This window comes from Arthrobacter sp. TJ-240 (assembly GCF_058269195.1).
The window spans coordinates 33,090-57,208 of sequence record NZ_JBZCNG010000007.1 but is presented as its reverse complement, the minus strand read 5'-3'; the positions used below and the strand labels follow the sequence as shown (position 1 = coordinate 57,208).

Annotated in this window: 22 protein-coding genes; 16 read left to right on the top strand and 6 right to left on the bottom strand. The window is 66.4% G+C overall.

Features of this window, described 5'->3' with window-relative positions; genetic code table 11:
• Position 1 precedes the first annotated feature (1 nt).
• The 5 genes from AC4D2C_RS15995 to AC4D2C_RS15975 all read left to right on the top strand — a co-directional run bounded on the left by AC4D2C_RS15995 (position 2) and on the right by AC4D2C_RS15975 (position 5,440).
• Positions 2-1,174, top strand: a complete 1,173-nt coding sequence (locus AC4D2C_RS15995) for a glycosyltransferase (protein ID WP_490915829.1) — start codon at positions 2-4, stop codon at positions 1,172-1,174.
• Complete coding sequence (locus tag AC4D2C_RS15990) at positions 1,175-2,275, top strand: glycosyltransferase (protein WP_490915828.1); 1,101 nt, start codon at positions 1,175-1,177, stop codon at positions 2,273-2,275. It begins immediately after the preceding gene.
• Entirely contained in the window at positions 2,272-2,778 is a 507-nt protein-coding gene (locus tag AC4D2C_RS15985; protein ID WP_490915827.1) for an LbetaH domain-containing protein, read from the top strand. Before AC4D2C_RS15990 ends, AC4D2C_RS15985 begins: the two co-directional genes overlap by 4 nt.
• Complete coding sequence (locus AC4D2C_RS15980) at positions 2,760-3,977, top strand: polysaccharide biosynthesis protein (protein WP_490915826.1); 1,218 nt, start codon at positions 2,760-2,762, stop codon at positions 3,975-3,977. Before AC4D2C_RS15985 ends, AC4D2C_RS15980 begins: the two co-directional genes overlap by 19 nt.
• Before the next feature lie 473 nt (positions 3,978-4,450).
• The gene (locus AC4D2C_RS15975) at positions 4,451-5,440 is read left to right on the top strand and encodes an O-antigen ligase family protein (RefSeq protein WP_490915825.1); all 990 of its coding nucleotides are present in this window, start codon (positions 4,451-4,453) and stop codon (positions 5,438-5,440) included.
• A gap of 638 nt (positions 5,441-6,078) precedes the next feature.
• Here the strand turns inward: AC4D2C_RS15975 and AC4D2C_RS15970 are convergent.
• From AC4D2C_RS15970 to AC4D2C_RS15960, 3 genes are all read right to left on the bottom strand, one after another.
• Positions 6,079-6,615, bottom strand: a complete 537-nt coding sequence (locus AC4D2C_RS15970) for an arsenate reductase/protein-tyrosine-phosphatase family protein (RefSeq protein WP_490915931.1) — start codon at positions 6,613-6,615, stop codon at positions 6,079-6,081.
• 50 nt (positions 6,616-6,665) lie between these two features.
• On the bottom strand, positions 6,666-7,979 hold the full coding sequence (locus AC4D2C_RS15965) for a UDP-glucose dehydrogenase family protein (protein ID WP_490915824.1): 1,314 nt from the start codon (positions 7,977-7,979) through the stop codon (positions 6,666-6,668).
• A gap of 119 nt (positions 7,980-8,098) precedes the next feature.
• On the bottom strand, positions 8,099-8,551 hold the full coding sequence (locus AC4D2C_RS15960; RefSeq protein ID WP_490915823.1) for a VanZ family protein: 453 nt from the start codon (positions 8,549-8,551) through the stop codon (positions 8,099-8,101).
• Between the two features lie 280 nt (positions 8,552-8,831).
• On the opposite strand from AC4D2C_RS15960, the gene AC4D2C_RS15955 reads away from it, so the two are divergent.
• The 10 genes from AC4D2C_RS15955 (at position 8,832) to AC4D2C_RS15910 (ending at position 19,978) form a co-directional block, all read left to right on the top strand.
• On the top strand, positions 8,832-9,482 hold the full coding sequence (locus AC4D2C_RS15955) for a 50S ribosomal protein L25/general stress protein Ctc (protein ID WP_490915822.1): 651 nt from the start codon (positions 8,832-8,834) through the stop codon (positions 9,480-9,482).
• Positions 9,483-9,493: 11 nt separating this feature from the next.
• The gene (gene pth / locus AC4D2C_RS15950) at positions 9,494-10,078 is read left to right on the top strand and encodes an aminoacyl-tRNA hydrolase (protein WP_490915821.1); all 585 of its coding nucleotides are present in this window, start codon (positions 9,494-9,496) and stop codon (positions 10,076-10,078) included.
• Between the two features lie 264 nt (positions 10,079-10,342).
• Positions 10,343-10,510 (top strand): hypothetical protein, encoded by a 168-nt coding sequence (locus AC4D2C_RS15945; RefSeq protein WP_490915820.1) that lies wholly within the window; start codon positions 10,343-10,345, stop codon positions 10,508-10,510.
• A gap of 124 nt (positions 10,511-10,634) precedes the next feature.
• Positions 10,635-10,892 carry a hypothetical protein gene (locus AC4D2C_RS15940; RefSeq protein WP_490915819.1) on the top strand — a complete coding sequence of 86 codons (258 nt, stop codon included), beginning with the start codon at positions 10,635-10,637 and terminating at the stop codon, positions 10,890-10,892.
• Between the two features lie 319 nt (positions 10,893-11,211).
• Positions 11,212-13,698, top strand: coding sequence for a LuxR C-terminal-related transcriptional regulator (locus AC4D2C_RS15935; protein ID WP_490915818.1), 2,487 nt, complete (start codon positions 11,212-11,214; stop codon positions 13,696-13,698).
• Positions 13,695-16,346 carry a LuxR C-terminal-related transcriptional regulator gene (locus AC4D2C_RS15930; protein ID WP_490915817.1) on the top strand — a complete coding sequence of 884 codons (2,652 nt, stop codon included), beginning with the start codon at positions 13,695-13,697 and terminating at the stop codon, positions 16,344-16,346. The genes AC4D2C_RS15935 and AC4D2C_RS15930 overlap by 4 nt, the downstream gene beginning before the upstream one ends.
• A gap of 99 nt (positions 16,347-16,445) precedes the next feature.
• Positions 16,446-17,762, top strand: a complete 1,317-nt coding sequence (locus tag AC4D2C_RS15925) for a cysteine desulfurase (protein ID WP_490915816.1) — start codon at positions 16,446-16,448, stop codon at positions 17,760-17,762.
• A gap of 1 nt (position 17,763) precedes the next feature.
• Entirely contained in the window at positions 17,764-18,216 is a 453-nt protein-coding gene (gene sufU / locus AC4D2C_RS15920; protein ID WP_490915815.1) for a Fe-S cluster assembly sulfur transfer protein SufU, read from the top strand.
• Between the two features lie 97 nt (positions 18,217-18,313).
• Positions 18,314-19,558 (top strand): MFS transporter, encoded by a 1,245-nt coding sequence (locus AC4D2C_RS15915; protein ID WP_490915814.1) that lies wholly within the window; start codon positions 18,314-18,316, stop codon positions 19,556-19,558.
• A gap of 39 nt (positions 19,559-19,597) precedes the next feature.
• The gene (locus AC4D2C_RS15910) at positions 19,598-19,978 is read left to right on the top strand and encodes an ArsR/SmtB family transcription factor (protein ID WP_490915813.1); all 381 of its coding nucleotides are present in this window, start codon (positions 19,598-19,600) and stop codon (positions 19,976-19,978) included.
• A gap of 51 nt (positions 19,979-20,029) precedes the next feature.
• On the opposite strand, the gene AC4D2C_RS15905 is transcribed toward AC4D2C_RS15910, so the two are convergent.
• Positions 20,030-21,718: a sensor histidine kinase gene (locus tag AC4D2C_RS15905; RefSeq protein ID WP_490915812.1), complete on the bottom strand. Its 1,689-nt coding sequence runs from the start codon at positions 21,716-21,718 to the stop codon at positions 20,030-20,032.
• A gap of 97 nt (positions 21,719-21,815) precedes the next feature.
• On the opposite strand from AC4D2C_RS15905, the gene nhaA reads away from it, so the two are divergent.
• Positions 21,816-23,159 carry a Na+/H+ antiporter NhaA gene (gene nhaA / locus AC4D2C_RS15900; RefSeq protein WP_490915811.1) on the top strand — a complete coding sequence of 448 codons (1,344 nt, stop codon included), beginning with the start codon at positions 21,816-21,818 and terminating at the stop codon, positions 23,157-23,159.
• Between the two features lie 93 nt (positions 23,160-23,252).
• On the opposite strand, the gene AC4D2C_RS15895 is transcribed toward nhaA, so the two are convergent.
• Together AC4D2C_RS15895 and AC4D2C_RS15890 are read right to left on the bottom strand one after the other, a co-directional pair.
• Positions 23,253-23,474: an SCO4848 family membrane protein gene (locus tag AC4D2C_RS15895; protein WP_307081658.1), complete on the bottom strand. Its 222-nt coding sequence runs from the start codon at positions 23,472-23,474 to the stop codon at positions 23,253-23,255.
• Positions 23,475-23,520: 46 nt separating this feature from the next.
• Positions 23,521-24,018: a DUF2505 domain-containing protein gene (locus tag AC4D2C_RS15890; protein WP_490905777.1), complete on the bottom strand. Its 498-nt coding sequence runs from the start codon at positions 24,016-24,018 to the stop codon at positions 23,521-23,523.
• Positions 24,019-24,119 lie beyond the last annotated feature (101 nt).

The window sequence follows — 24,119 nt, the reverse complement described above, 5'->3', positions numbered from 1 at the left end:
AATGCCGAAACTTTTGCGGGTCATTCATTTGGACCACACCACAGCGCTCGGCGGCGCCGAACTCGCCTTAGTGCGTTTGGTTAAGAACAGTGACACTTGGCATCCGCAGGTCATCCTGCCCAACACCGAAAGTAGCGGCCTCGGCGCATTTGACGCCTTGAGAGGCACGAACATAGACGTGTTCCAAGTTGGTCCTGCGCAGCCAGCTGGTGCGAGCAAGAGTGGAATAGTCGGCGCAATCCGGGTCGCGGCTCAGATCGCCCGGCAAGTTGCACACCTTCTGAGAGATGCCAGAACAAGGCGAGCCGATGTTATCCACGCCAACACCTCTCGCTCGGCGATTTACGGGTCGATAGTGGGGCTTGTCCTCAGAAAGCCGGTGGTGATTCAGCTCCGCGACCTTATTGATCTGGACGCTCTCGGATGGTTCGGATTGACTGCAATGCGCTTCATAGCGTTGCCTCGTGCGGCTGCTGTAATAGCGAACTCGGAGACCACTGCAGCGACAGCGCGCAGGTATATTTCGGACGCAAATCGAGTACATGTAATTCACAGTCCAATCGGTGTGAACCAAATGCAGCCGCTTAGGCATCATGAGAGGACCGGAACTGGCGCGTTCCGGATCGGAATGGTTGCAAGACTCGATCCCTGGAAAGGGCAGGAGCTACTCATCAGGGCGTTCGCTGCCGAGTTTACCGGCGAGAATGTCGAGCTATATTTGGCAGGGGGCGCTCCTTTTGGACATGATGGCTATCAGAAGGATCTTGAAAACCTGGCTTTTCAGTTAGGTGTCCACGCACAAGTACATCTTCTAGGCCAAATCGCGGAGGTCGAAGATTTTATATTGAGTTCCGACCTTTGCGTGCAGGCATCGATTCGGGCGGAGCCGCTGGGCCAAAATGTCCTCCAGTATCTGAAATTGGGGAAAGCTGTCGTCGCCGCAGACTGCGGTGGTCCCGCAGAGTGGATTAAAAGCGGAGAAAACGGGCTGCTCTTCAGAACAAACGACGTGGCCAGCTTGGCCCGAGCGTTGCGCCGCATTCAGAGCGACGCGGGTTTGCTCGACAAACTAGCGACCGGCGCTGCCGCTACAGAGGGGATTCACACTGATCTCGAAGTCTCGCAACTTCACAGTCGTGTCTTCAATGCTGCGATTCAGAATGAAGGTAGATAAATGCACCAGGAATCTGCTTCTGGAAACGATGGGCAAATCAGGCTATTAGTCCTCGCATCCCCAAGCACCAGAAACGCGGGGGCATATCAATTCTGGGATCACTTACGCCACGAGCTAGAGCAGCAGCAGACGCGGGCAATTCTCTTTCGGGGCCATTCCGATGACGATATGGCGCTGAATGAGCCTTTGAAACTTCGAGTGGCCTCCTCTCTTCGTTTCCGGCGGAGGGTATTGCAGATCATCGCGGACGAAAAGATTACACACGTGGTGAGCTCAATCTCCCAAAGCGACATAATCTTCGCCTTCCTCATCGCGCGAAAGGCTAAAGTTCCGTGGATGATTTACGCATTAGGACAACCATTTCCCGTCAGAGGACAAGGAGGCAATGCCAAACGTATACTGTGGCGCTTTCTATGGCGCGCAGCGGCAGGAAAGGCTTTCAAAGTGCTCACTGTAAGTGACTACTTGACCTGCCTGCTAAGGACCCTACTTCCGCACCAAGAAGTGGTAACCGTATACCCGGGACTTCCGCGGCACGAAAAAAACAAGCTACGCTCGGTGGGGCCGACTCTATCGCACGGCCTCACAGTCGGCTTTGTGGGCCGGTTATCCCCAGAGAAAGATCCGGAGACGTTCTGCAGAATTGCAATAGGCAACCCAAGTTGGAACTTTGAGGTATTTGGCGACGGGCCCATGCGAGACAAACTTGAATTGTCGTTCTCTACCGTGCGTTTTCACGGGTTTACTGAGCGCTACACCGCATTTGAGCGGATGGACCTAATGCTGATCACTTCCATCTCCGAGGGATTGCCGACCATCCTTCTTGAAGCCGGTGAAGCCAACGTTCTGCCGATCGTTGCTGATGTCGGTGGCTGCGCCGAGGCGATCCACCCTCTGCTTCGGGAAAAACTCGTCGTGCCCCGAGATGAAAGGGAATCTCTCGAAGCCTGGACGGCGCGTATTTCAGGATTGGCTGATATGAAGGTGCGGTGCGAGTACGCGAATTTACAGCGCCTATGGCTAACCGAGAAATTCGACTTGTCAAGCACAGCCACAGTGCTGAGGGGTTGCTTGAATGACCTGGGGAATGAGAAACAATGAAGCTGCCAAACCGTCTTATTTCCATAGCTGACGAGAGAATCCTTCGGCATCTTCCTGGACAAAAGAGCATGAGGCTACGGCTGGCTGTCCTACGGCTCCAAGGAGCGAAAATATCGCACAACGTTGTTCTGGGCACGGGAACGAGAGTAATCTTCCCGGCCGGTCTAGAGGTAGGAACCGGCGCGTCAATCGCTCGAGACGTGGTGCTAGACGCCCGTGGGACGTTGGTTATACACGACGGAGCCTTGATCGGGTTTGAGTCGGTGCTACTTTCGTCGACTCATAACTCCAGCGACCCTAGCCGGGCAGTCCACGAGCAGGGCATGTACAGCGCTTCGGTTGCCATCGGTCGCAATGCGTGGTTGGGCACTCGATGCGTCGTTATGCCGGGCGTTACCATCGGCGCGAGTGCAGTGGTCGCGTCGGCAGCGGTTGTGACCAAGAACCTAGGTGCCGGCCAAGTATATGGAGGGGTACCAGCGAGATGGATAAAAGCGAGGTGAAGCGCTCCCTCCGATTGCCAAGAAGGTTCTTGCCGTATTCTGCTCAAATCCTGAGCTTAGCAGGCAGTGCTGGACTCACGTTTGCGACGGCACTTCTTCTAAGTCCAGCGGAGCGGGGAGTGCTTGCGGTATTTATGACCTGCACCGCAGTGGGCGGTTACCTTATTTGTTTCGGATTGCAGTCGGTCATTCTAAAATATTCGGCCGGCAATCTATTCGATGACGCAAAGAACCTCATTGTGGCCCAAATACCGCTGCAGCTACTGGTTTCAGCTGTTCTAGCTTGCCTGATGATAGTAGTCGAACCTTTTGAAGGATTCACCCCTGGCCTGGCAATGATCACTGGTCTGTCCATATTTTTGGGCGGATTGTTCAATAACCTTGCTTGGAGTCAGTATGGGGCGGGAAATTTCGGCCAGAGTACTGCTTGGCGAGGAATAATTCCGCTTAGTGCGCTCTTTGTGAGCGCAACCGTATGGTTCTATGCGGATTTATCAGCAACGATCGTCGCCTCGGCCTATCTATCATTTCAAGTGCTTGCCATCGTTGCAATCAGATCATCCGTCCTGCCTCGGCCTAAGATGCGGATGACCCTCGTATCGCTTGGAGCAACATATCGACAGTCCCTCCCGTATTTCCTTAGTCAGGGCCTTACTCAGGTCCTCGCGAGGATTCCGATTCTAGCCACAGCCGCATTTGCGGGTGCACAGCAAGCTGCAGTGGTAGCTATAGCCCTAAGCCTCACTGAACTGCAAAGCAGTCTCCCGCAGATGCGGTCAGCAATCACCTTCCGTGAGGCCGCTGCGGCAAAACACGGACGGTTCACGCGAATCCAGCTACAGTCGGCAGTGATGGCCCTTATTCCGGGACTCGTGGTCGTGGTTGTAGCTGCATACGCGGTGAAATTGATGCTGCCCGATGCGTATGAGGATCTACCTTTGCTCGTGCTTTCTTTGAGCCTTGGCGTTAGCGTCCAGGCCATAGCCGCTTCTGCACTCAATGTGTTGGCGGTGCGAGGTCGGTTGTTCCTGGCCAGCACAGTAACCGGAGTGGGCTGTTTACTTACTTGGGGCACCTACCTATGGTTCGTAGGAACCAGCACCTACATCGCGGTTCTAGTTGGATCGGTTTTCACACTTCTAGTCGGGTTGGCGATGATATATCTTGCGTTTCGCAGACAAGCGGACGTGGTGGCGTAATGAGAAATCTCTCTAATCAGCAATTCGTTAGTTCGTCGGCAGTAGGGACAATGCGGCGCTCAAGTTACCGTCCTAGTTCCAGGCTTCGCGAAGTTGCGATTACTGCTTGTTTGTGTATAGCCGTCGTTTTATACGGCAGTACAGGTTTCCTATCTCGGCAGTCTGGCCCGCTAGCCACCGTCAGTGGATTACTCCCTGATGCGTTGCTGATCTTAGCTGCAGTTATAGCCCTCGGTTTCGGCGGGCGTGTGAGGCGCCCTATCTCGCCGGTGATGGTTTGGCTAGTACTATTTATTGCGTGCGCATTGCTGTCTTGGACATTCACCCTTTGGGACCATGCGCAGTATTCGACGTATGGTCTGCGGGCGCTGACTATCGCTTTGGGCGCCGCAGTGGTTATACAAAGCGCGAATTTGTCGGAGCGCAGCGAATCGGTCTTGCGTCGGGTCCTATTCGCCATCATCCTACTAAACATGGGTGTAGCCCTGCGGCAGTCGATTACCGGGCTGAACGCTCAGGAGTTAGCTTCAATGCTTGAGGCCGGCTCCTCCTTTCAGGTGGGGACTCAAACTCGTCTCATCGGACTGATGTCGACGGGGCAAGATCTTTCCGTACTTGCAGGTGCGAGCGCTGTGTGGGCTTGGACCAGGATAGCGAGTATGGGTATGCGGCGCGCGGGACTACTACTTCTCATCGTAGGCATCTCCGCTTCGGCGATCACTTTCTTGGTGTTGCAGAGAAGCGCCTTAGTCGGTGTGGCAACAGCGGCTGTCTTTCTTGTAGTTCATCAAATGTGGATGGCCCGTGCTCATGAGAGTCGATGGCGCGGGACTACCTTACTTGGGCTAATTGGACTTCTTTCCAGCGCCTTGCTGGTAATGGCGTCTGTCGCTCCCGAGCGAATCGACGTGGCGACTGACCGTTTCGCGTCCTTGTTCGGGCTGCAGGAGGACTACTCGTTGAGCGTGCGGCAGCAGGTGACGATTCCAGTATCTCTCGATCTGGCAGCAGCCTCCCCGTTGGGGTACGGAGTGGGGGCCTCAGGGCCTGTTGCCGCTAGTTTCCCAGGGGTTTCTCCGCTTTCGGAATATCCCCTCGGTGGAGTTGCCGCTGATAATGGTTACATCTTTATCTTTTTGCAGTTGGGTATTTTCGGAACCTTTGCTTTCGTGATGATGCTAGCAAACTGGTTGAAGTGGGGCGGGCTTTATCGTGAGCCGCAGGCGGATGCTGCGGGATCGGCAGTCATCGCTTTCTTGTGCGGAATCATGTTGACAGGTACCTTTTGGGCACTCAGTGCACCGATGGTGCTTGTCTTCGCCCTCATTTCTCTGAGCCGAGGGCGTGATAGCGCTTTTCGAATTTCGTCTGGGAAGAAGGAGCGTGGTCTGAGCGCTTCGGTTCCTGCCTCTCTCGAACGGCAGCGGCGTAAACCGGAGCCGAACGGGCGTCGCTTGCACTGATGCGATGTAGATAGTCGGCCTGCTAGGTGACACCTGGTGGATAAAATACTGCTGCGTTGTAGTAATGACGAGAATTCATGTGAGTGTTCGTTGGTTGCGCGTTTCGATCGGCAAAATTTCATGCGCTTGATGTCTCATTCATTAGCCGTAAGCGCGATAGCGACGGTCGTCGGCTAAGTATGCGCATTTTGGAGGCGTACGTTCAGCAGTGCCGTGCAGAGCTGGCAGGCTGTTGTTTTAGGGGCGGTTCTCAACGCCGTGCGAGAATCACAATCTGTAGGGATTCGTCACGGTGGGTAGGACGTCTTTGCGTTGACGAGGGACGCTGGGTCTTAGTATGTGCTGCGCTGTCAAATTTGCGGCCTAGTGTTTTGCCGAAATTCGGTCTGCGTGGCCTGAATGCCCAAGCTACTTTTATAGGGCAGTGAATTGCACCCCGCTTCTTGGTTCCGCCCCATTCAGGTAGTTTCTCTGTTTTGTTCTAGGTAGTCCGCTGATGACCAATTTATTTCTCTGACCTGGTGATCGCGCCCGGACTTTCTAATTTTGGAGCCCTGTGCTGACTTGCTTCAGGCACTCTAATCGTCTCTGCTCGCGCCTCAGAAGGGATTTGTGACAGAGCAAACTCTAAATGCAGGTCATCCGAATTTGCCTAGCCGTTCGATAGCCGGCGCTAGCTGAGCTCGCATCTGTTCGTACGTCACGTTCCCCCTGCGGTAAGGATCAACCACGTCAGCCGCCTCCAGCGTTGTTGGGGTATTCTTCGAACGCGCACGCAGAGCCTTCGGTACTGCTGCGCGCCACTGCATTCCACCGCGAAGGTCGACGTCTGGCTCAACGTCATCCAGTAGGTGGGAGAACTGTCGAACAGTAAATGCTCTGCGCAGTACGGCGGGCGACAGTTCTACAACTTTGCTTCGATGGTCACGCGTTAGCGTGAGTACTAGGTCTTTGTTCGCGAGAATCTGCGGCGTTAGCTGCCGTGCGGAAAAGGAATCAGGACTCGCTCCGAGTTCACGGATATATTGGGCAACTAGGGGGTCGATCTGACTCCCGACAAGTGCGCTGGTCCCCGCACTTTCAATACTAAATTCTCCCGGAAAGCGCTGGTCTAGTCGAGACTGCAACAGGCGCTCCGCCATGGGAGATCTGCAGATATTGCCCGTGCATACCATGAGAATGCGAAAGGGGTGCGCGTTGGAGTTCGTTTGTGGGCCGCATTCGTTCACGGCCGGCCAATCCCTTTGTAGTTCCAACCTGCCGCACGCCATGCGGAGGGGCTCAAAGTATTACGCCCGTCGAGAATGTTTTTTGTGTGCACGAACCGGCTGGCTTGCTCCGGCGTTATGTCCTTATACTCCTGCCACTCTGTGAGAAGGAGAAGCGCATCCGTCTTCTCCATTGCTCGCTCCAAGTTTGGTTCGTACGTCAACTCGGGGAACCGCTGACGCGCTCCGTCAATCGCGTGCGGATCAGTCACTGTCACGTCTGCGCCCTGAAGCTGCAGCTGAGCGGCAATGCTGAGCGCAGGGGAGTCCCGGACGTCGTCGCTGTTGGGCTTGAATGCCGCTCCGAGGACGGTGATCCGCTTGCCGAGGAGGGACCCGCCAACCAGGGTTCGGGTCAGGTCGACAACGCGCGCACGTCGCCGCACGTTGATGTCATCTACTTCGCGAAGGAATGTGAGCGCCTGATCCGCGCCGAGTTCACCCGCCCGCGCCATGAAGGCGCGGATGTCCTTCGGAAGGCATCCGCCGCCGAACCCGATGCCGGCATTCAAGAACTTTCGGCCTATGCGCTCGTCCATTCCGATGGCATCTGCGAGCACGGTGACGTCAGCGCCCGTGACTTCGCAGACCTCGGCCATGGCGTTGATGAAGGAGATTTTCGTCGCAAGGAAGGAATTGGCGGCGGCCTTCACGAGCTCAGCGGTGGCGTAGTCGGCTACCAGCCGGCGTGTACCAAGCGACAGAGGAGTGCTGTACACCTCGTCGAGGGCGGAGGTGGCTCGTTCGCCAGCATCGCCCTCCGGTACCCCGTAGACGAAACGGTCCGGCGAAAGCGTGTCCTTGACGGCGAAGCCTTCGCGGAGGAACTCGGGGTTCCAAGCGAGGACAGCGTCGGGGTGGCTCTCGGCAAGTTCGTTTGCGAGCCGCGCAGCAGTGCCGACCGGCACCGTGGACTTGCCGACCACGATGTTGCCCGGTTCGAGGGAATCGAGCAGCGAGCTGAAGGCGCCGTCGACGTAGCGCATATCGGCTGCGTATTCGCCCTTGCGCTGAGGGGTGCCGACGCAAAGAAAGTGCACTTCTGCACCCTTGGCATCGGCCATATCAGCGCTGAACTTCAGCCGTCCTGTAGCAAGCACCTCGTCGAGAAGCTCGGGCAGCCCGGGTTCGAAGAATGGAGCACGGCCGGCCTGCAGCTCGCCAATCTTCCGCGGGTCGACATCGATACCGATCACGTCATGACCCAACTTCGCCATGCACGCTGCGTGTACTGCCCCCAGGTAGCCGCAACCGATCACGGAAATACGCATATGTGTTTGTCCTCAAGAGAAGGTCCCAGTCGAGCCGATTCTAACGGGGGTCACACCAGTAACAGTGGACCTTCGAGTGTGACGTGTGTGAACCTTGGGCTTTTCTTGCCGCCTCGGCGTTACCGTTCCTGTCGCGAAGAAGCCGAGTTGGACAGGGACCGGGCCGCGATGAGCGCTCCGAGAGTTGCGCCGAGGGTGTTGGCGAGGACGTCGTAAGGGGTAGCGAAGCGCTGGGGGAGTAGAAAGAGCTGAGTTGATTCGACGGTTGCGGAAAACACGAGGCCCACGACCGGCGCCCACCAACGCCAGCGCCGCGGGGTGAGCAGGAACCAGAACAGACCCAGTGGAATGAACATCAGGACGTTCGCGGCGAACTCTATGCCGCCATACGTAACAAAGTGGGGAAGTCCGTGCGCGTGAAGAACCTCGAGCCCGCGACGGAGGGTGCCGCCCCCAGCGCGGTCCACCGGAGTGGGCCACAGGACGATCAGCGCCACCGTCAGAACCCATACCGCGCAGAGAGCTGCGGCCATGGGCCTGTATCGGCGGGAGGGGAGCGGCGCTGTGCTCACAGGAGTCCTTCGGGGAAGCCGGAAAGCCGGCAGGTGGTTGCCCCATTATTGCCCTCGGCACCTGAAGGAGAGTTGGCTGCCTGCGTTCCTGTACGATTGAACACGATGCCTAGGCGAGGGAGCGGGCCGGAGGAAGCACTATCCGGCCGTACTCCGTGATCGACGGTGGCTAGCGACTCTACTGGTTTCTAGACGACTGCCTCACGCGTGTTCCTTCCGCCCCGGTAACGTCCCAGTGCTCTCGCCTATCGCAAAGAGCCGCAACCGTTCAGGAGAAACCATGTCCGAGCAGAAGCTCGCAGCACACGTCCGTACCGAGTTCGGCAAGGGCTCGGCTCGCCAGGCCCGCCGCGCCAACATGATCCCCGCGGTCATCTACGGCCACGGCGCGGACCCCATCCACATCCTGCTGCCCGCGAAGGCCACCACGCTGGCCGTCCGCACCCCCAACGCCCTGCTGACGCTGGACATCAACGGCGAGGACCACCTGGCCCTGGTCAAGGACATCCAGCGCAACCAGCTCAAGCGCATCGTCGAGCACCTCGACCTGCTGACCGTCCGCCGCGGCGAGAAGGTCCAGGTCGACGTCGCGATCCACGTCGAGGGCGAGCCCGCCGCGGACGTCACCTTCAACCTCGAGGCCAACACGGTCCTCGTCGAGGCCGACGCCACCCACTTGCCCGAGACCCTCACGGTCAACATCGAAGGCCGCGAGGTCGGGGAGCACATCCACGCCTCCGACATCGAGCTGCCCCAGGGCGTCACCCTCCTCACCGAGGCCGAGACCCTCATCGTCAACCTCATGGCACCGACGGTCCAGGACCTCGGCGAGACCCCCGAGACCGACGCCGACGTCGAAGGCACCTCCGAAGGCGCGACCGCCGGCCACGCAGACGCCGACGCCGTCATCACCGACGCCGACGAGAAGTAGGCAAGCAACCGGTGTCCACTGACACCTGGCTCGTAGTCGGGCTCGGCAACCCCGGGCCCGGCTACGCCGGCAACCGCCACAACGTCGGCCAGATGGTCCTCGACCTCCTCGCTACCCGGATGAGCGGCCGCTTCACCTCATCGAAGGCTCAGGCTGTCACCCTCGAGGGGCGGATGGGCATCGGTGGTCCGCGCCTGGTCCTGGCGAAGCCTCTGACCTACATGAACATCACGGGCGGTCCGGTCTCGGCGCTTTCCCGCTTCCACGACGTCGCGCCCGACCACGTCATCGCGGTGCACGACGAAATCGACATCCCCTTCAACACGCTCAAGCTCAAGCTCGGCGGTGGTGAAGGCGGACACAACGGCCTGCGCGACATCAGCAAGGCCCTTGGCACCAAGGACTACTACCGCGTGCGGGTCGGCGTCGGACGCCCGCCGGGGCGCCAGGACCCCGCGGATTTCGTGCTCAAGGACTTCGGCACCGTGGAGAAGAAGGAGCTGCCGTTCCTGCTCGACGACGCCGCGGATGCCGTCGAGCTCCTCATGCGCGACGGCCTGACGGCTGCCCAGCAGAAGTTTCACGCCCCGGTCTAGGTGCTTCAGGTGCTGGATTCGCTACCCAAAGTCCTGCCTCGAATAAATACGTCCATACGTGCCACCGGGCGACCGATAGTACGAGTGGGCCGACTGCACAGCAACGGCGAGCACTAACTGCAGTCCTCCCGACCGGATATGGGCCGACCTGAACAGCACCGGCAACTAGAACTCTCAGCACGACCGCAGCGGCCCCGTCTCGGAGCTGATCACCGACCCGCGGAGCTGACAACCGACGCCGTCAACGGTCTCCAACTCAGCATCGTGTCCTGCGCCAGCGGCTGTACCGAAACGGTACAGCCCGGCTTTGCCTACACCCGCGGGCCCGTCCCCGCGACACTCCCCACCACGGCCGGCAACACGTTCCAGGGGCTCACGAGCACCGTGAACTTCGCCTTCAACGCCACCCAGCGCGCAGCGACCAGCCGCTAGTCCCCGGTCCCGGTGCCCTGGAACTCCACCATGGCACCGGGACACCGGCGTTTCAGCAGACGCTGGAAACAGCCTCGGGCAACGTATGCTCAAGGCCATTGCCTGGGGACACGAGGGGGACGGTGTGGCAGTCAGAGAGCACGAACATGTGAAGCGGGACCTGGTTGAGTTCAAGCGGGCCCGGCCGTGGATGCTGTGCGGGGTGCTGTTCTCGTTACCCGGTCTGTATGGGGCCTGCCGGTTCGTGATCGCCGAACGCCGTGCCCTCCGGGAGACACGTGAGGCACTCCGTGTCATCCGCGAGGACACCGCCCGCCGGCTGGCATCGGAGCATGCATTGGAGGATCAGGCGGCGATGAAGCCGGCGATGAAGCCGGTCTAGGGGCGCTGCGCGGAGTTGCCGCACGCTCCTGTTCTTCCTGGGAGAGCCGACTACTCCTTCGGGACGCCGCGGCGTCGCTGCTGTAGCGGCAGTGATGATGGATACGCATCCTGCCCCGCCCACTCCGCGCGCCGGTACTCGCCCCACGGCGAGGATTACTTGTGCCGGAGGACGTCTCCACTGCGATAACGGCGCATAATCGAGTAGGGTTCGGCAAAACGACCTGGTCGACGATGCAACGGTCGGGGTGAATGCCCGGGCAAGGCGGCTGGAGGGGACTGGCTATGGCTCTGCTGATGGACAGGGGAGACCCGCCGTCATGACCGACGACTACATGGGTGCCTGGCCGCTGCTCGAGCGCTCGGAGGAGGTCTCCTCGATCCTGGTGGGCCTCGCCGCGCCCGGCTCGGCCGGCGTGCTGATCGTCGGTGCGCCCGGAGTGGGCAAGACGGCCATTGCCCGCGCAGCGACGGCACAGCTGGAGAGTACCGCGCAGGTGGTCCTCATCCGCGGTTCCGCCGCCATGACCTCCACGCCCTACGGTGCGCTCAGCGTGCTTCTGATGGACGTGGACCCCGCCGGGGACATCGAATCGCTCCCCGTCCTGCACTCCCTCCAGGCCGCGCTGCGCGTGCGAGCCCGGAACCGCCCCGCCATCCTCATGGTGGACAACGTGCACCACCTCGACGACCCCTCCGTCCGGGTGCTCTCCTACCTCGCGGAGGTCGGCGCCGCCCGCCTCCTCGTGGCCTGCGACGGCCCCGCCCCGTCCGCCGCCCGCTTCTTCGACCTCTGGCGCACCGGCCGGCTCGCCCGCGTGGACGTGGCGCCGCTGACCTTCGAGGGCATGCGCACCCTGCTCGGGCAGCTGCTGGACGGGCCGCTCTCCGGCACCGCCGCCGTCGCCCTCTGGCATGCCTCCCGCGGCAACCTCCGCGCCCTCCAGCTCGCCGTGCGCGGTGCCGTCGCGGCGGGTGCGCTCACGCGCAGCCCCGAGGCGTGGGTCTGGCACGACGGCGCGGACTCGGCCACCGCGCACGGGAACGACGCCCTGCCCGGCCCGCCGGACGGCCTGACCGACGCCGCCCGCCAGGTCCTGGACGTGGTCGCGGTCGCCGGACCGGTACCCCTCGACACACTGCTGCCGTCCTGCAGCGCCGAGGTGGTGGACGAGCTCGAGCAGGCAGGAGTGTGCGTCGTCGACCCCGAGGCGCCGCACGCGGTCTCGGTGGCCAACGGGGTGATCGGCGATCGCCTGCGCGGTGCACTCGCCGTCAACCCGCTGCCCGCGTTCCTCGAACGGCTGACGAGCCTTGACGCCGGCGGCCTGCCGGTCGCCGGCCGCCTGAACCTGCTGCGATGGTTCCTGGACGCCGAGATCCCGCTGCAGGAGGCCTACCTCCGGGACATCGCCCGGGCCGCCACCGACGCCGGTGAGCCGCGTCTCGCCCTGCTCGCCGTCCGGCACCTCGCGGGGGTCGACGCCGCGGACCTCGAGGAGGTGCGCGCATGCCTGCTGCGCCTGCGGTTCAGCGAAGCCGGCGCGCTCCTGGAGCGGATCGTGGCCGGCGACGCCCCGGCGTCGGATCCGGCCCGCGCGGCCGATCAGGCCCTGACGGTGGCCGTCGAGGCGGCCGCGCACGACGGACGCTTCACGGACGTCCTGCAGCTCGCCGCACCCCGGGACGGCGTGCTCCGCACGGGCGCGCTCGACGCGGAACGCGCCGCACGGCTCGTCCTGGCGCGCAGCCTCACGGGTACCGGGCCGGGAGCGAGGCGGTCCCTCGCCCGGCTCCACGGCCTCGGCCTGCCCGCCCCTATGGGGACCGCGGCGCGCCTGCTGCAGGAGAACGGATTCGCGGCCCTGGTCCAGGAGGGCTACCTCGAGGACGCCCTGCGCCTCACGGGCAGCTCCTCCTTCGCGGCCGGGCAGTGGCAGGACCCCGCGGTGGCGGACACCCTCGCCGGGACCGCACTGGCAGCCCTCGGGCACAGGGACGCCGCGCTCGCGGTGGTGCGGCCCGCCCTCGAGCAGTTGCGCGCGGACAACCGGAGCGGCCTGCTGCCCCTCGCCGACGCCGCGGCCGCCTACGCCTCCGCCCTGGGCCGCGAGGACGACGATGCGTCCCCGACCGACGCGCGGGACGGCCGCGACGCCGGGTCCGCCGAGCACCTTCCCTGGTTGCACCGCTCCACGATCGGCCTCCTCCGCACCCTCGCGGACGCCCTCATGTCCGACAGCGATGCCGCCGCGCGCCGGTTCGTCGTCATGGCCGGAGCCCAGCGCAAGGCCGGCAACACCGGCGCCGAACTGCTGCTGCGCATGCACGCCGTCCGGCTCGGCCAGCAGTCCCAGGCCCCGTTCCTGCTGGAGCTCGCGCGGGGCATCGACACGCCCCTCGCCGGCGCCGGGGAGCTCCTGGCCCGTGGTGTGGCGGCCCGGGACCCGATGATCCTGCTGCAGGCCGCCGAGGCGGCGTTCGCCTTCGGGCACCTGGACCTGGCCGGCTCCGCCGCCCTGATGTCCATGCGCCTGCACGACACCGAGGACGAGCCCCTGCACTTCATCCGCGCCGAGCAGATCTTCCGGCGCACGCACGTACCCCGGAGGAACACCAGCGCGCGGCGCATCCTCACGGAGCGGGAGCGCGCCTTCGCCCGCATGGCCGCCCGGGGCGCCACGAACAAGGAAGTGGCCGCCACGCACCACCTCTCCATCCGCACCGTCGAAGGGCACATCCTTAAGGCCATGGGCAAGCTCGGCGTCTCCAGTCGCAAACAGCTCGCCACGGTGTTCACGCAATGAGCGCGCCCAGGGACGCCCCGCACCTGCTGATCGGACGCGAGGACCAGCTCGCGCGCCTGATCGGGGACCTCTCCGACCCCTCGACCTCCGGCATCCTCCTGCTGGGCGAGGCCGGGATCGGCAAGACGGCCCTGGCCGCCGCCGTCGTCGGCCAGCTCGCCGAGGGCACGCGGGTGCTGCGCGTCCGCGGCAGCGCCGTCCTCGGGACCGTGCCGTACGGAGCGTTCTCCACGTGGCTCGCCGGCCTGAGGCCCGAGGACATGGCGCAGCCCGTGGCCGTCCTGCGGCGCGTGGGCCAGGCGCTCGGCGGTCCCTCGCAGCTCGGCGGGGTGCCACAGTCCGGCGGTGACCTCCCGCTCCTCGTGGTGGACGACGCCCACGACCTCGACCCGGGCTCCGTGACGCTGGTCGCGCAGCTCCTGGGCATGCGCCGCGCCCGCGCCCTCTTCCTCGCCCGTCCTGCGCCCGGACTGCCGCAGGGCCTCGACGAGCTCGTGGCCGACGGCATCGTCACCAGCATCCCCGTGGAACCGCTGACGCTCACCGACGTCGAGGAGCTGTGCGCCGCGCTCCTCGGCGGGCCCGTGGGTGCCGGGCTCGTCCACACCGTGGCGTACCTGACGCGCGGCAACCCGCAGTTCGTCCGCCTCTTCGTGCGCGACGGCCTCACGCGCGGCTTCATCACCGAGACCGACGGCGTCTGGCAGTCGGCCCCCGAACTCCCGCCCCTCGGCGCGCACCTCGCGGACCTCGTGCAGGCCGCCCTCGCCCCGCTCGACTCCGCCCAGCGGGACGCGATGGAGCTCCTCGCGGTGGGCGGCCCGCTGCCCGGCGACCAGGCGCGGGAGCTCATCGGCCACGGCGTGCTGCAGCGCCTGCTCGGCGGCTCCTGGATCAGGAGCCGCGACGACGGCGCACTGACGGTAGGGCATCCGCTGCACGCAGAGGCACTGCGCGCCTCGATCCCCACGGCGCGCCGCGTGTTGCTGCAGCGACGCGTCCTGGCCGCCGCGACCACCCCGCCGCGCGACGTCGAGGAGGTCCGCCAGCGGGCGGCACTGGCCCTCGACGCCGGGATGCCGCTCGACGACCGCATCCTCCTGTCCGCCGCGACCAGCGCCAACCGCTGCTCCGACAGCGCCTTCGCCGTCCGGGCGATCCGCGCCATCCGGTCTCCGGAGCTCGAGCGGCACTGCCTCGTGGAACTCGCCTGGGCGCGGGCCGACGGCGGGCTGCTCGACGAGGCCCTCGACCTCCTCGGGGACGCCCTCGAGGCTCCCGCCCCGCCCGATGTCCTTCACGGAGGCGCGCTGCTCGCGCTCGAGGTGAGGATGCGCCGGGCGGCGTCAGCCGACGGCATGGACGCCGACGCCGGGCGCTGGGAGCAGTTCCTGACCCGCTCGGAGTCGGCGTCGGATCCCCGGACGGTGGCGGTGGGACGCAGCATCGCGGCGCTCGCGGTCGACGACGAACCCTTCGACGCCGTCGCACTCCGGGCGCTGGCCGACGACGACGGCGCCCCGGCGCCGTCACGGCTGGCGGCCCTCCTCGCGCTCGCGGTCGACGCGACCGGGGCCGGGAGACCCGCCGAAGCGGCCCGCCTGGCCGGGCGGGCCCTGGAGCTCACCGGTACGGACGCCGACACCGTGGCTTACCGCACCCACGCGATCTGCCTCGAACTCCTGGCACTGGCCGTCGCGGGGGAGTGGGAGCAGGCACGCGCCACCGCGATGACCAGGCTCCGGCTGGACGCCCGGCGCACGCACTTCCTGGCCGGGTGGCTCGACCTGCTCGACGGCGTCCACGCCCTGCAGGAGGGCCGGTTCCCCACCGCGCAGTCGCGGCTGAGCCTCGCGGTGCATGCCCTGCGCACCACGGACCACCTGCACGTCCTCCCGTGGATCACCGGGCTGGCCGCCTACGCCGCCCTCCTGGCCGGTGACCAGCGGCAGGCCGCGCTCCTGGTGGAGCAGGGCACGGAGTGGACGGGAGGCACCCGTCTGGCGCGCATGCTGGGCCGCGTCCACGCGGAGTCCGTCACGGCCGTCCTCGAGACGGACTCCGACGGCATCCCACGGCTCGTGCGGCTCGCGGACGAGGCCGAGGAGGCCGGGCTTCCGCTCGTCGCCGCCACCGCGCTGAACCAGGCGCTCATGCTGGGCGACCGCACGGTCTTCGCGCGCCTGGCCGCCCTCACGGCGACGTTCGACGGCCGCGAACAGGCGCTGCTGCACGCCTTCGCCGGTGCCGGCGCCGCCTCGGACGCGGAACGGCTCCTCGAGGCCGGCGACGCCGCGCTCGACGCCGGCTACCGGCCGCTCGCCGCCGTATGCTTCGAGCGTGCGCGCGAGGTGCACGACAAGCGGCGTGATCCCGCCGCCGCACGCCGTGCCCAGAAGAAGCTCTCGGCCGCGACCGCGGGCTTCGAGGGTTCCTCCACGGAGGCCATCCGCCTCCCCGCGGCCGTGAAGCTGACCCCGCGGGAGACCGCTGTGGTGACCCTCGTGCTGCAGGGGCTGACCAACAAGGAGATCGCCGACCGCCACGGGACGTCGGTGCGCACGGTCGAGGGGCACCTCTACCGGCTCTTCATGAAGTTCGGCATCAGCCGGCGCGAGGACCTGCACCTGTTCGCGCAGGGAACTTAGGTACCACTGGGGTGCCCCGGAACGCATCCGGTGGCAGGATTAGAGCAGAGAAGCCTTGCGTAATTGCCGCGAGGCCTGCCCGATCCTGAGGAGTCCCACGTGCCCGTGGTCGAAACGCCCGTCACGCTCACGCCGTCCCACGCGGTGCTGACCGACGCCGAGGTGCACCGCATCCGCAACGACTTCCCGATCCTCGGCACCGAGGTCAACGGCAGGCCGCTCGTCTACCTCGACTCCGGGGCCACCTCGCAGAACCCGCTGAGCGTCATGGAGGCCGAGCAGGAGTACTACGAGCAGCGCAACGCCGCCGTGCACCGCGGGGCCCACACGCTCGCCGTCGAGGCCACCGACGCCTACGAGGACGCGCGCACCGCCGTCGCCCGCTTCATCGGGGCCCGCACGGACGAGTTCGTCTGGACCTCCAACGCCACCGAGGGCATCAACCTCGTGGCCTACGCGATGTCCAACGCCGCTGCCGGACGCGGGGGAGCGGCGGCGCGCCGGTTCGCCGTGGGGCCCGGCGACAACATCGTGGTGACCGAGATGGAGCACCACGCGAACCTCATCCCATGGCAGGAACTCGCCGCGCGCACGGGCGCCGAGCTGCGCTTCCTGCCGGTGGCCGACGACGGCGCCCTGCGGCTCGACGACGCCGCCGCGGTGATCACTGCCGGCACCCGGCTCGTGGCGTTCTCGCACGCCTCCAACGTGCTCGGCACCATCAACCCCGTGGCCGATCTCGTGGCGCTCGCGCGGTCCGTGGGCGCCCTCACCCTGCTGGACGCCTGCCAGTCCGTGCCGCACCTCCCGGTGGACGTGAAGGCCCTCGACGTCGACTTCCTCGTGTTCTCCGGCCACAAGATGCTCGGCCCCACCGGGATCGGCGCCCTGTACGGGCGGGCGGAGCTGCTGAACGCCATGCCGCCGTTCCTCACGGGCGGCTCCATGATCACCACCGTCACGATGGAGCGCGCCGAGTACCTGCCCGCGCCGAACCGCTTCGAGGCGGGGACGCAGCGGATCTCGCAGGCGATCGCCCTCGGCGCCGCCGCGAACTACCTCGCCGAGACCGGCATGCACCGCGTCGAGGCCTGGGAGTCCGCCCTCGGCGCACGGCTCGTGGAGGGCCTCGACGCCGTCCCCGGCATCCGCGTCCTCGGGCCGCGGGCGGGCGAGCCGCGCATCGGCCTCGCCGCGTTCGACGTCGAGGGTGTCCACGCCCACGACGTAGGCCAGTTCCTCGACGACCGCGGCATCGCCGTGCGGGTGGGCCACCACTGCGCGCAGCCGCTCCACCGGCGCTTCGGCCTCACCGCCACCACACGCGCCAGCACCTACCTGTACACCACCACGGACGAGGTGGACGCCTTCCTCGAGGCTGTCGCCGGAGTCCGTCCCTTCTTCGGAGCGAACTGACATGAGCACGGGCCTCGAACAGCTGTACCAGCAGATCATCCTCGACCACGCCAAGGCACGGCACGGCTCGCCGCTGCGGGAGTACGACGGCGTGGGCCGCGTGGGCGAGTCCCACCAGCTGAACCCCGTGTGCGGCGACGAGATCACCCTCCGCGCCGGCGTGGCCGGCGGCACGCTCACCACCGTGACGTGGGACGGCGCGGGCTGCGCCATCTCGATGGCCTCCGCGTCCGTGCTCACCGACCTGGTGCAGGGGCTGCCGCGGGACGAGGTCATCACGCTGGTGGACGCGTTCCGCGAGGTGCTGCGCTCCCGCGGGAAGATCGAGGCGGACGAGGAGGTCCTCGGCGACGCCGCGGCGTTCTCCGGCGTCTCGCGCTTCCCGGCCCGGGTCAAGTGCGCCATGCTCGCATGGGTGGCGCTCGAGGAGTCGCTGCTCGCCGCGAACGCCTGACCCGGGCCTCCCGAGGCCTGTCGCACGAGCAGGTTCATAGGTGCACACTCGCGCACCTATGATGAGGGGGTCCACTCCTGCACGAGACGGGCCTCCCATGCTCTCTGTCCTCCGGCGGTCCGCGTACCGCACCCTCTTCACCGCGCAGGTCGTGGCGTTGCTCGGTACCGGCCTGCTCACCGTCGCCCTCGGCCTCCTGGCCTTCGACCTCGCAGGCGGCCGGGCAGGCGCGGTGCTCGGCACCGCGCTGACGATCAAGATGATCGCCTACGTCTTCGTCGCCCCCGTCATGGCGGCCCTGGTCGAACGCCTGCCGCGCAAGGGTGTCCTCGTGGGCGCGGATCTCGTGCGCGCCGCGATCGCGATGGGCCTGCCCTTCGTGGACCAGGTCTGGCAGATCTACGTGCTGGTGTTCGTCCTGCAGTCGGCGTCGGCGACCTTCACGCCCGCGTTCCAGTCCCTCATCCCCGTCGTCCTGCCGGAGGAGAAGGACTACACGAAGGCGCTGTCGCTCTCCCGCCTCGCCTACGACCTGGAGTCCCTCCTCAGCCCGCTGCTGGCCGCCGCGCTGCTGACGCTGGTGTCGTACTCCGACCTGTTCATCGGCACGACGGCGGGGTTCCTCGTGTCCGCGGCGATGGTCCTCGCGACGCGGCTCCCGGTGATCCCGTCCCCGCAGCATCAGGGATCGCTCCTGCGCCGCACCACCCTCGGCACCAGGATCTTCCTGCGGGACCCGACCCTGCGCGGGCTGATGGCCCTGAATCTCGTCGTCGCCACGGCAACGGCGCTCGTCCTGGTGAACACCGTCGTCTACGTCCGGGAGCTCTTCGGCGGGTCGAACACCGGCGTCGCGATCGCCCTGGCCGCCTTCGGCGCCGGGTCGATGCTCGTCGCGTTCGTCGCGCCCGCAGTCCTCGAGCGCGTGGCGGACCGCACGTTCATGCTCGCCGGCGGGACCATCCTCCCGCTGGGCCTGCTCGCCGCGGCCCCCGTCGCCGGGACCGGCGGGTCCTGGGCGCTGTTCCTCGGTCTCTGGGCGGTCCTCGGCATCGGGACCTCCATGATCAGTACTCCGTCCTCGCGTCTCCTCCGGCGCGCGGCGACCGACGACACCAGGAGCTACCTCTTCACCGCCCAGTTCTCCCTGTCCCATGCATGCTTCATGCTCACGTACCCGGTCGCGGGGTGGGTCGGGGCCGCCGCGGGCCAGCCGACGGCGGCCCTCGTGCTGGGAGGGCTGGCCCTGGCCGGCACGCTCACCGCGCTCGCCGTCTGGCGCCCGGCAGGGGACGGCGCCGGAGCGGTCCACGCCGGGCCGGGCGCCGTCCCGGGGCGGTAGCGTAGGAGCGGCACGGGACACGACGCCGGGACGAGGAGAGTGGTCGAGATCAGCACCCCCAGCGCCCCGGGCGGCGAGCCCGCCCGGCCGAGCCTGGTGCATCCCGTCGCCCCCGACGCGGCGCGGCTGGAAGCGGGAGCCGCGACCTTCCGCATGCTCGCCGACCCGACCCGCCTGCATCTCCTGTGGCTCCTCACCCAGGGGGCGGCCGACGTCGGAACCCTCGTCGCGGCGACGGGCGCCAACCGGACCGCGGTGAGCCAGCACCTCGCCAAACTCCGCCTGTCCGGGCTGGTGTCCACGCGGAAGGAGGCGCGGAACGTCGTCTACAGCATCGTCGACGGGCACCTGACCCGGCTCATCCTCGAGGGCATGAACCACGCCGACCACCGCGTCACCGGGGAACCCGTCCACGAATAGGCACTGCCACCGGCGCGCCGGCGGCCCGGATTCCACCGCATCGGCACCCGGTCAGGGCCGGACGCCGTTCATCGCGGGCTGCGGGATCAGGATCGTGAAGCACGTGCCCTTGCCGCGCTCGCTCGTCACGGTGATGGACCCCTGGTGCTCGCCCACGATGGTCTTGGTGATCAGCAGCCCCAGCCCGACGCCGGGCACCGCCGTCGCGCGGATCGTCGGCGAGCGGAAGAAGCGGTCGAAGATCCGGTGCAGGTCCTCCGAGTCGATCCCGATCCCCGTGTCCTCGACCTCGATGACCAGGCCGTCCTCGTCCCGGCGGGCATCGAGCGTGATGCTTCCGCCCCGCCGGTTGTACTTCACCGCATTGGTGAGCAGGTTGTCGACAGCCTGCCCGAGGCGCACCGGGTCCACCACGGCGGGCAGGCACGACGGCGCGCGGTTCACGAGCCGCAGACCCGCACGCGTGGCGCGGACGTACCCCGACGACGTCGCGTCCGCCAGGAGCCGGCCGACGTCCGTGGGCACGGGGTCCACCCGGAAGGACCCGGCGTTGATGGCGAGGAGGTCCTCGACGAGGCGCTCGAGCCGCACCGCGTTGCGGCGCGCCACCTGGAGGTGTTTGGCGACGCCGTCGGGCAGGTCGTCCTCGCAGTCGAGCGTCAGCTCGAGGTACCCGAGGATGGACGTCAGCGGCGTCCTGAACTCGTGCGACACGTTGGACAGGAAGTCGTCCTTGGCCTGCAGCGCGAGGACCAGTTCGGTCACGTCGTTGAAGGAGACGACCGTGCCGGCGAACGCGCCGTCGTCGTCGTGCATGGCGTGCGAGTAGATGTTGAATGCGCGCTGGGCCCGCCCGCTGCCCACCCACACCTGCTCGGCGTCGAGGTCCTCGCCGCGGATCGCCCGGCGCACAGGCCGCTCCTCCAGCGGGACGGGCGTGACCCGGTCCGCGCCGAAGATCAGCAGGTCGGACTCGTTCGGATCGTCGTTGCCGGGAGGCGCGGCAGCGGCGTGGGCCTCCCGTTGACGGGCGTTCATGAGGATGTCGTGGCCCTCGGCGTCGATCGCCAGCAGCCCCACGCTGACCGTGTCGAGGATGGTGCCGAGCAGGCGTTCGCGGGCGCGGCCGGCCTCCACGTTCTCGCGCAGCGCCTCCTGGGAGGCCCTCAGCGCCTCCTGGCGCCGCCGGTTCTCCTTGGTGAGCGCGCCGACGAACCATGCGAGGCCGGAGAGCATCACGGGGAGCAGGACCGGGTCGACCAGCTCGTCGAAGGTCAGCGGTTCGGCGCGGAACGCGAGCGGCAGCCAGATGATCGTCAGGGACGCGAGGGCGGAGACGGCGACGGCGGTACCCGTGCGGACCCGGGATGCGATCCAGACGACGGGGAACGCCGCCAGCAGGCCGACCCCCGCGAGGCTCTCGCCCGCGGACGCGCGGGAGAGGCCGACCGCGACGAAGTCGACGAGCGGCAGGACGATCACCCAGCGGCTCGGGATACGCGACCAGGGCAGTGTGCAGCACAGGGCCAGGACGAGGAGATTCAGGGCCCAGCCGGCGAGGAATCCCGGGGCGGAAGCGAGGGCGTCAGGCTCGGTGAAGGCCAGCGCCGTCGCGAGGGTGAACGCGATGGTGAGGGCGAGCTCGCTGTAGATGATGCGGCGCCGGTGCTGGGAGCGCCGCGCACTGCGGCCCGTTCCCTGGAGGCTTCCCGCCGTCGGTGCGTGTGCGGTTTCGCCCATGGGCTGATCCTAGGCCAGAGGCCCAGTAGACTGGACGGAGGTGAGCCGGGAAGTCTGGTCGGCAGTTTCTTTGTCAACCCCTTGTGAGGACATCACCATGAGCCAGACCCCATCCGTTCCGCCGCGTTCCTCCGTGCTGGGGAGGGGCACCTACGGCGAGGCGCTGAGGATCGGCGAGATCCTGCGCAAGGAGACCGTCGGCGGTATCCTGCTCGTCGCCGCGGCCGTCCTCGCCCTCGTCTGGGCCAACTCACCGGCCTCCGAGAGCTACTTCGCGCTCCGCGACCTGCGTGTGGGTTACGCCCCGTGGCACCTCGAGCTGTCCCTCGGCGCCTGGGCCGCCGACGGGCTGCTGGCCATCTTCTTCTTCCTCGTCGGCCTGGAGCTCAAGCGCGAGTTCGTGGCCGGCGACCTCCGGAGCTTCAGCCGGTCGGTGGTGCCGATCGCCGCCGCCGTCGGGGGCGTCGTGGTTCCCGCCGTCATCTACGCGCTGATCAACCTCGCCAGCCCGGAGGCGCTGCGCGGCTGGGCGATCCCCACGGCGACGGACATCGCGTTCGCTGTGGCCGTGCTGGCGATCATCGGCTCACACCTGCCGAGCGCACTGAGGATCTTCCTGCTCACCCTGGCCGTGGTCGACGACCTCATCGCGATCACCATCATCGCGGTGTTCTACACCAGCGACCTCTCCGCCGGTCCGTTGCTGCTGGCGCTCCTGCCCCTGGCGGTCTTCACGTTCCTGGCCCAGCGGTACCGCCGGTTCTTCGGCACCCGGCCCTCGGCGGCCTGGATCATCCTCCTGCCCCTGGGCGTGGTCACCTGGGCGCTCGTGCACGCCTCGGGCATCCACGCCACGGTAGCCGGCGTGCTCCTGGGCTTCGCCATCCCGGTGATCCGCTCGCAGGCGAGCGGCGGCCCGACGGCCGGCCCCGGGCTCTCGGAGATCTTCGAGCACCGGTTCCGGCCCATCTCGGCCGGCTTCGCCGTCCCGGTGTTCGCCTTCTTCTCCGCCGGCGTCGCCATCGGGGGCTGGGACGGGCTGCTCTCGGCCGTCACCGATCCCGTGGCCGTCGGCATCATCGTGGCCCTCGTGGCGGGCAAGCCCATCGGGATCCTGGGGACCACCTGGCTCGTCACGAAGCTCACCCGGGCGTCCCTGGACCGGTCCCTGAAGTGGGTCGACGTGTTCGGGGTCTCGCTCCTGGCCGGGATCGGCTTCACGGTCTCGCTGCTCGTGGCGGAGCTCAGCTTCGGGCTGGGCAGCATCCACGACGACCACGCCAAGGTGGGCATCCTCACGGCGTCGCTGCTGGCCGCTCTCCTGGCATCGGCGGTGCTGGGCCTCCGCAACCGCCACTACCGCGCGATGGCGGTCGAGGAGGCCGTCGACGCCGACCAGGACGGCATCCCGGACGTGTACGAGCAGGACGGCCGGTCGTAGTCCGGCGGATCCCTGTGGCGGGCTGCGCGGGTCGTTGACCGTGCCCGTCCGCAGCCGCCGTCGACGCCCGCGGGGATTCAGGCCCCGCGGGCCTCAGCCGATAAGGGTGCGGACCCCGATGACGGCGGTGGCCGCGCCGAGGATCATCGACGTGGAGATCAGCATGACGTGCACCGTGAGGAAGCGGGTGGCCGCTCCCTTCTCGTCGCGGGCGCGCGGGTCCTTGAGGATGCGGCGCAGGAACGGGGGCCAGACGATCAGGGTCCAGACGCCGGCGAGGATCAGGATGAGGGCGAGGGGTGTGGGCAGTTCCATGGCGTGCGGGTCTTTCGGTTCGGGGGCGGGGCTGGACGGTCGTGCGTCAGCGGCTCTCGAGCCACTTCCGCGCCTCGACGGCCTGCACGTTCAGGGCCTTGCCGATCATGGGCTCCGCGGCGCCGGCGATCTTGCCGCCGAGGAACGGGATGGAGGAGGTGACGTTGCCCTGCAGGTCCACGACGGTGTCGGTGCCCTGGGCGATCAGCCGCTGGACGGCGGACACGTTCAGGGGCACGCCGGCGACGGTCATCTCGAGCGAGGCCTGGCGGGAGCCGTCCGCTGCGGGCGCCTCCCAGTGCTCGGTCTGCGTGACCGAGAGGGTCTCGCCCACGAACTTGCGGGCCATGTCCGGCAGGCGCGTGGTCGGCATGGTGCGGACCGCGGTGAGGGTGAACGCCCCGGCGGTGTCGCCGTCGACAGTGAGCGACTCCAGGGTGCCGCCGACGTACTCGCTCATGTGACGCACGAAGCCCTCGTCGGTGAAGACGCCGAGCACCGTGTGGGCGTCGTAGGGGAGCGTGGTGGACGCGTTCAAAGCCATGGTTCCTCCGGGATTTCGGCGCGCTGACCGCAGGGAGCGGTACGCAGGGGTCTTCCGGCAATCCTACGGCCTGCCCCACGGCAGCCCGGGGACCACTTGCC

Excerpts from the sequence above, each read along its gene's own strand:
- AC4D2C_RS15995 (WP_490915829.1), top strand. The coding sequence starts at position 2 with ATGCCGAAACTTTTGCGGGTCATTCATTTGGACCACACCACAGCGCTC.
- AC4D2C_RS15990 (WP_490915828.1), top strand. The coding sequence starts at position 1,175 with ATGCACCAGGAATCTGCTTCTGGAAACGATGGGCAAATCAGGCTATTA.
- AC4D2C_RS15985 (WP_490915827.1), top strand. The coding sequence starts at position 2,272 with ATGAAGCTGCCAAACCGTCTTATTTCCATAGCTGACGAGAGAATCCTT.
- AC4D2C_RS15980 (WP_490915826.1), top strand. The coding sequence starts at position 2,760 with ATGGATAAAAGCGAGGTGAAGCGCTCCCTCCGATTGCCAAGAAGGTTC.
- AC4D2C_RS15975 (WP_490915825.1), top strand. The coding sequence starts at position 4,451 with ATGGGTGTAGCCCTGCGGCAGTCGATTACCGGGCTGAACGCTCAGGAG.
- AC4D2C_RS15970 (WP_490915931.1), bottom strand. The coding sequence starts at position 6,615 with ATGGTATGCACGGGCAATATCTGCAGATCTCCCATGGCGGAGCGCCTG.
- AC4D2C_RS15965 (WP_490915824.1), bottom strand. The coding sequence starts at position 7,979 with ATGCGTATTTCCGTGATCGGTTGCGGCTACCTGGGGGCAGTACACGCA.
- AC4D2C_RS15955 (WP_490915822.1), top strand. The coding sequence starts at position 8,832 with ATGTCCGAGCAGAAGCTCGCAGCACACGTCCGTACCGAGTTCGGCAAG.
- AC4D2C_RS15935 (WP_490915818.1), top strand. The coding sequence starts at position 11,212 with ATGACCGACGACTACATGGGTGCCTGGCCGCTGCTCGAGCGCTCGGAG.
- AC4D2C_RS15930 (WP_490915817.1), top strand. The coding sequence starts at position 13,695 with ATGAGCGCGCCCAGGGACGCCCCGCACCTGCTGATCGGACGCGAGGAC.
- sufU (WP_490915815.1), top strand. The coding sequence starts at position 17,764 with ATGAGCACGGGCCTCGAACAGCTGTACCAGCAGATCATCCTCGACCAC.
- AC4D2C_RS15915 (WP_490915814.1), top strand. The coding sequence starts at position 18,314 with ATGCTCTCTGTCCTCCGGCGGTCCGCGTACCGCACCCTCTTCACCGCG.
- AC4D2C_RS15905 (WP_490915812.1), bottom strand. The coding sequence starts at position 21,718 with ATGGGCGAAACCGCACACGCACCGACGGCGGGAAGCCTCCAGGGAACG.
- nhaA (WP_490915811.1), top strand. The coding sequence starts at position 21,816 with ATGAGCCAGACCCCATCCGTTCCGCCGCGTTCCTCCGTGCTGGGGAGG.
- AC4D2C_RS15895 (WP_307081658.1), bottom strand. The coding sequence starts at position 23,474 with ATGGAACTGCCCACACCCCTCGCCCTCATCCTGATCCTCGCCGGCGTC.
- AC4D2C_RS15890 (WP_490905777.1), bottom strand. The coding sequence starts at position 24,018 with ATGGCTTTGAACGCGTCCACCACGCTCCCCTACGACGCCCACACGGTG.